We start from the raw sequence: 6,277 nt of genomic DNA on the forward strand, positions 1-6,277 counted from the left end.
CCCGCACTGAACGACCGCAGGCCGAGCGGGGGGGGGGGGGGGGGGGCGGCCCCCCCCCCCCCCCCCCGGGGGGGGGGCCCCCCCCCGCCCGCCGCTGCGGGCGTCGGTCACCCGAACTGGCCGGGCTGGTAGTCGCCGGCGGGCTGCTGGTTGACGACGTTGATGCGGTTGTAGGCGTTGATGATCGCGAGCAGCGAGATCAGGGCGACGAGCTGCTCCTCGTCGAAGTGCTTGGCGGCCGCGGCCCACGCCTCGTCGGAGACGCCACCGGCCGCGTCGGCGATCCGGGTTCCCTGCTCGGCCACCTCCAGCGCGGCGCGCTCGGCCTCGGTGAACACCGTCGCCTCGCGCCAGACCGCGACCAGGTTCAGCCGCTGCGCGGTCTCCCCGGCCACGGAGGCCTCCTTGATGTGCATGTCGGTGCAGAAGCCGCAGCCGTTGATCTGGCTCGCGCGGATCTTCACCAGCTCCTGGACCGTGGCCGGCAGCGTCGAGTCCGAGACCGCCTTGCCGGCCGAGTTGATGTGCTTCAGAACCTTTCCGGCGAGCGGGTGGCCGAAGTAGTCGAGTCGCGATTCCACGGTGGTCTCCTTGCTGGGCGGTGGATACACCCGGATGACCGGCGCGGGACGCGATGTGTGACAGGAAGCCCCGTGTGACCTGGGTCTCAGTCGCCGCTCCGGGCGTCCGGCGCGGGCCGGGACCAGGGCGAGGGCCGGCCGGGACCGGTGCGGTCCGCGGTCGGCGGGAGGGCGGGCGCCGGTCCTGCCGCCGTGCTGCCGGCCAGGTGATGACCGTGTGGCCATGTGCCGTTCACGTGGGGGCAGTTGGGCTGGGCCAGGGTGCGGTCGTTGTCAGCTCAGCTGTTCGCCGGGAGGGCGTCATGACCACACAGGCAGACTCGACACAGGACAGATCGGCATCCGAGGCGGAGGGGTTCAGCCGTCGCCACGCGCTGGGCCTGTTCGGCACCGCGGGGGCGGGCGTCGCCGCCACCGGGCTGCTCGGCACCGGCACGGCGCAGGCCGCGTCGAACGCGGCCCCGGCCTTCCACCTCACCGCGGACTCCTCCGGCGCACCGCCCGTCCAGGGCCTGCACCTGACCTTCGGGGCCGACCCGCGCACCCAGATGACGGTCTCGTGGATCACGGACCGTCCGGTGCGCAAGCCCGTCGTGCGCTACGGCACCCTGGAGCACGGATTCGGCTCCAGCAAGAAGGCCACGACCGTCACGTACGTCGACGGCACCTCGAACCGCACCGTCTACGTCCACCACGCTCCGCTGAAGGGGCTCGCCCCGGACACGGACTACCTCTACCTCGCCGCGCACGAGGGGGCGGCCCCCGACAGCGGTACGTTCCGCACGGCTCCGCGGGGACGCCGGCCGGTCACCTTCACGAGCTTCGGCGACCAGTCCGCCCCGCAGGTCACCTGGGCGGCCGACGGCACCGTCGCCCTGGACGCCAACTCCACGCCCGCCACGAAGGACATCGTCACCGGGATCGAGCAGGTCGCCCCGCTGTTCCACCTCCTCAACGGCGACCTCTGCTACGCCAACCTGGACGTGGACCGGGTGCGGACGTGGAACAACTTCTTCACCAACAACACCCGTTCGGCCCGCTTCCGGCCCTGGATGCCGGCGGCCGGCAACCACGAGATCGAGAAGGCCAACGGCCCGCTCGGCCTCGGTGCCTACCAGGCCTACTTCTCCCTGCCGTCCACCGAGACGGACCCCGAACTCGCGGGCCTGTGGTACGCGTTCACGGCCGGCTCGGTGCGGGTGATCGTGCTGCAGAACGACGACAACTGCCTCCAGGACGGCGGTGACGTCTACATCAGCGGCTACTCGGGCGGCCGCCAGCTCGCCTTCCTGGAGCGGGAGCTGAAGGCGGCGCGCTCCTCGAAGGACGTCGACTGGGTGGTCGTGGCCATGCACCAGGTCATGGTCAGCTCCTCGGACGCCAACGGGGCGGACCTCGGCCTGCGCGAGAAGTACGGCCCGCTGTTCGACCGCTACGGCGTCGACCTGGTGCTCTGCGGCCACGAGCACAACTACGAGCGTTCGCTGGCCGTGCACGGCGTGGTGGCCGGCAGCGAGACCCTCACCCCGAACCCGGTCTCGCACGCCACCGACGACATCGACGCCGGTCTCGGCACCGTGCACATGATCCTCGGCGGCGGCGGTGTCTCGGGCACCACGAACGAGAAGTTCTTCACCGACGGCACCGGCAAGGTGATCACCGCCGTGTCGGCGGCCCCCGGCTCGAACGGCAAGCGCACCTCGACCTATGTGAAGGAGCAGGCCGTCTGGGTGGGCGTCCGGGACACCGAACACCCCTACGGCTTCGCCGCCTTCACCGTCGACCCGGGCCGGCACCCCGGTGACACCACCCGGATGCACGTCACCTACTACAACGTGAACAAGCCGAACGGCGACCTGTCCGTCTTCGAGAACTTCACCCTGCACCGCAAGCGCTCCGACGGCCACGGCCGCTGATCCCCGTGCGGGCCGGGCGGCCGCCGCCCGGCCCGCCGCACTGCTCCCCGCCGCCGATCACACACTGGCCGAAAAGCGACGAACTCGCGCCAGAACGGCAGGGATTGTGTCGAAGCGCGTACTGGAAATACTTGGTTAAGCAAGTATATGCTCGCCGAAGGGGCGATCCGTGGACAGAGCGCGAGACCGGTGCCCCCGGTTCAACAACATGACAAGCTTGTGGAAGGAAGTGCCGTGGCACCGGTGCTGGTCGGACTAGAAGGTCTGCTGGCGGGGGAGCGCATCCCGGTCCTGGACACCCGCGTCACCTTCGGACGCAACTCGGAGAACACCGTCGTCATCTCCAGCCTCAGCGTCTCCCGCTTCCACGCGGAGATCGTCTTCGACGAGGACAAGGGCTACGTCCTGCGGGACCTGGAGAGCAGCAACGGCACCCTGGTCAACGGCGAGGAGGTCGAGTCCCGGTTGCTGCAGCCCGGTGACGAGATCTCCCTCGGCGACCAGGAGTTCCGCTTCGAGGTCGCCGACGCCATGGAGACGCTGATGGCGCTCTCCCTCCCGCGCTCGGTGACGCACGGCGCCGAGGAGGGCGAACGCGGGCCCGTGCTGCGGGTCACCGTGGCCGGCGGCGGACCGGTCGGCCTGTCCTTCGCCCTGCTCCTGGAGCACTTCCTCGGCCCCCAGGTGCAGATCACCGTCTACGACGGCAGGTGGCGCAAGCAGGGCCGTACCGTCGTCTGGAAGGGCCAGGACGAGGGCAACGTCCGACGGCTTCAGGTGGTGACGGTGCAGAGCCGCCAGTACCTCGCCTGGCCGCAGGAGGTCCGCGAGCGTCTCTTCGACCCCGAGCACTTCACCGAGATGTGGCCCTCGGGCCCGGACTCGGTCGGCGACAACCACCCGCGCAACATGCGCATCGCCTACATCGAGGACCGGCTGCTGGAGCTGGCGAACGAGAAGCGGGACCGGATCCGCCTCATACCCGCCCGGTTCGACGCGGAGGAACAGCAGGAGGCGCTCGCCACCCAGCACGTGCTCGCCATCTGCGACGGCGGCCGCTCGCGCACCCGGGACCGCTTCGCGGCCCGCTTCGGCAAGGCCGACGAGTCCATCTACTCGCTGGACGGACGCCACCTCCAGGACGTCGTCCTCGGCCTGCGCGTCAAATCCGGCCTCAGCGACCCGATGGCGGTCCTGCTGACCGTCGCCCAGAACCGCTTCCTGCTGAACTCGCTGCGCGGCGAGGGCTTCCTGAACATGCGGCTCACCGACGTCGAGGCCGCCGAGGTCATCGGTCTCGACCCGGTCCGCCGCGTCTTCGAGGAGTGCATCGCCTCCCGGCCGTGCCTGATGGACCGCGACGACTACGGCGACTTCCAGTGCGCGACCCACGGCACGCTGTTCCTGCCCGCCCTGGTCAAGGGCTCGCCGCTGTGGCGGCGGGTCAACGAAGGGCTGAAGCTGTTCGGCGTCGAGGCCGACGACCTGTCGGCGGTCACCAGCTTCCGGCTGGACATGGTGCAGCGCCCGCGGTTCTCCGCCGAGCTGCTGCCGCCGACCGCCAACTCGCCCGGCACCTACGGCTTCCTCCTCGGCGACGCCGCCAACTCCATCCACTTCTGGCCGGGCCGTGGCCTGAACAGCGGTCTGGCGTCCGCGATCTCGCTGGCCCGGTCCCTCAACGGGGCGTGGAACGGACGGCCGTTCCGGGACGCCGACTTCCTGCGCCACGAGGCGGCCATGTCGATGCTCCAGTACCGGCACAAGAGCAGGGCCTGGAAGGCCATGGTCACCACCGACGACCAGGGCGTCACCTGGGCCATCAAGGACATCATCGGCCACGGCATCGACGGGATCCCCGAGGAGCCCGACCGCGAGGCGGACACCAAGACGCTGCTGGAGCGCATGCAGGCCATCCGCGCCCGGCTGGCGCTGCGGCTGGAGGGGATGCCGGACGACGAGGCGATCCTGGAACGCCTGCGCACCCTGCAGCCCGCCACGCTGCGCATGCTCGTCCTCAGCGGCGCGTGGGACACCCTGACCATGGGCGGTGAAGAGGTCGACATCGACATCTTCTACGGCGAGGACTCGTCCGCGGCCGCCGCCGCGGTGGGCGCGCTGGAGCCGGCGGCCAACCCGTAGGACGTGCGTCCGCCCGGCACCCCGCCGCCGCTCCCGCGGCGACGGGGGCACGGTGCTCAGGTGCGCGGGCGGTGGCCCTTCTCCTGGTGCGGGTAGCTCTGGTCGGCCTGCGGGAGCGTGGGCTTGGGCAGGGTGGCGACCTCCTCCTTGGCCTTCTCCAGCCGCGCGGCGGTGTCGTGCGGCAGGCGCGGCGGGCGCGGACGGCCCTCGCGGAACCGGAAGGCGCTGGTGAGATCGCCGAAGGTCCGGCGGCGCCAGTCGGTGACGTTCGGTTCCTCGACGCCCGTGAAGCGTTCCAGGAACTGCAGGGCGGAGGTGTGGTCGAAGGCCTCCGTGGCGACCCAGCCGCCCACCGTCCAGGGCGAGACGATGATGGCCGGGACCCGGAAGCCGCCGCCGATCGGCAGGCCCTGGATGAACTCGTCCTTCGTCCCCGCGGGCGGCGTGGGCGGCGGCACGTGGTCGAACAGGCCGTCGTTCTCGTCGTAGGTGAGGACGAACGCGGTCTTGCGCCACACCTTGGGGTCGGACGCGATCGCCTCGATCTTGGCGGCCACGTAGTCGGCGCCCGCGGCCGGGAGGTAGTTCGGGTGCTCCGACTGGTAGCTGGTGGGGCAGATCCAGGACACCGTCGGCAGTCGGTCGTTGCGGGCGTCGTCCTCGAAGGTGCCCTGGGGCTGCGGTCGTACGCCGCGCTCGTACAGGTCGGAGCCGGGCTGCGCGTTCTTGAACGACGCGAACTGCTCCAGCAGGTTGGTGCCGTAGTCGTCCTCCTCCTGGTACACCTTCCAGCTCACGCCGGCCGCCTGGAGGCGCTCGGCGTAGGTGGTCCAGCGGTACGGAGTCGGCGCGGCGTTGCTGATGACGGGGCCGCCCAGGGTGCCGCCCGGGTCGATGCTGCCGGTCATCCACATCAGCCGGTTCGGCCAGGTGGGGCCGAAGACGGAGCAGAAGTAGTTGTCGCAGACGGTGAAGGTCTCCGCGAGGGCGAAGTGGAAGGGGATGTCCTTGCGGGTGTAGTAGCCCATCACGTACGGGCCGTTCACGCCGTCGGCCTTGCGATGGGCCGGCAGCCACTGGTCCATCCTGCCGTTGTTCCAGGCCTGGTGCTGCACGGACCAGGCGTGGCTGGTGGAGGGGATGGCCTGGGCGCTCGACGTGTGCGTGTCGAGGTGGAAGGGCAGCAGGTAGCCCTTCGGGTTGACGGTGTCGGGCTGGTAGAAGACGGACCGGCCGTTGTCCAGCTTCAGCGCGTGCGGGTCGGCGAACCCGCGGACACCGGAGAGGGTGCCGAAGTAGTGGTCGAAGGACCGGTTCTCCTGCATCAGCATGACGACGTGTTCGATGTCGCGCAGGGAGCCGTGCTTCGGCGGACCGGCGGCGACGGCCTGCTGGACGCTGGGCGGCAGCAGGGAGAGGGCGGCGGCACCGCCGAGCGCGCCGGCGGCGGAACCCAGAATTCGGCGACGGGTCAGCTCGGCCATGGGTGCTCCTTTTCTCAAGTCCTCGGCGGCGAGGACCTGTGCGGGAGTGACGGGCCGGCCCGGCGGGCGGCGCGGGCGGGCCGGCCAGGGGGGGCCCCGCGGGGGGGGGGGTAAAGGGGGGGGGGGGTAAAACCGGCCCGGCGCCCCCAGCGGT

The 6,277-nt window shown here is 70.9% G+C and carries 4 protein-coding genes; 2 read left to right on the forward strand and 2 right to left on the reverse strand.

The genetic code is table 11. The annotated features are described in order from the left end of the window. Positions 1 to 107 precede the first annotated feature (107 nt). Positions 108 to 581 (reverse strand): carboxymuconolactone decarboxylase family protein, encoded by a 474-nt coding sequence (locus ACIRQ9_RS14490; RefSeq protein ID WP_404171720.1) that lies wholly within the window; start codon positions 579 to 581, stop codon positions 108 to 110. A gap of 302 nt (positions 582 to 883) precedes the next feature. Here ACIRQ9_RS14490 and ACIRQ9_RS14495 point away from each other — a divergent pair, with 302 nt between their 5' ends. Together ACIRQ9_RS14495 and ACIRQ9_RS14500 are read left to right on the forward strand one after the other, a co-directional pair. Further along, on the forward strand, positions 884 to 2,497 hold the full coding sequence (locus tag ACIRQ9_RS14495; RefSeq protein WP_404171723.1) for a purple acid phosphatase family protein: 1,614 nt from the start codon (positions 884 to 886) through the stop codon (positions 2,495 to 2,497). A 234-nt stretch (positions 2,498 to 2,731) separates the two neighbouring features. Next, positions 2,732 to 4,639 (forward strand): FHA domain-containing protein, encoded by a 1,908-nt coding sequence (locus ACIRQ9_RS14500; RefSeq protein WP_404171726.1) that lies wholly within the window; start codon positions 2,732 to 2,734, stop codon positions 4,637 to 4,639. A gap of 56 nt (positions 4,640 to 4,695) precedes the next feature. On the opposite strand, the gene ACIRQ9_RS14505 is transcribed toward ACIRQ9_RS14500, so the two are convergent. Further along, positions 4,696 to 6,123 (reverse strand): alkaline phosphatase family protein, encoded by a 1,428-nt coding sequence (locus tag ACIRQ9_RS14505; protein WP_404171729.1) that lies wholly within the window; start codon positions 6,121 to 6,123, stop codon positions 4,696 to 4,698. Positions 6,124 to 6,277 lie beyond the last annotated feature (154 nt).

Source organism: Streptomyces sp. NPDC101237 (genome assembly GCF_044767465.1).
Lineage (GTDB): Bacteria > Actinomycetota > Actinomycetes > Streptomycetales > Streptomycetaceae > Streptomyces > Streptomyces gramineus.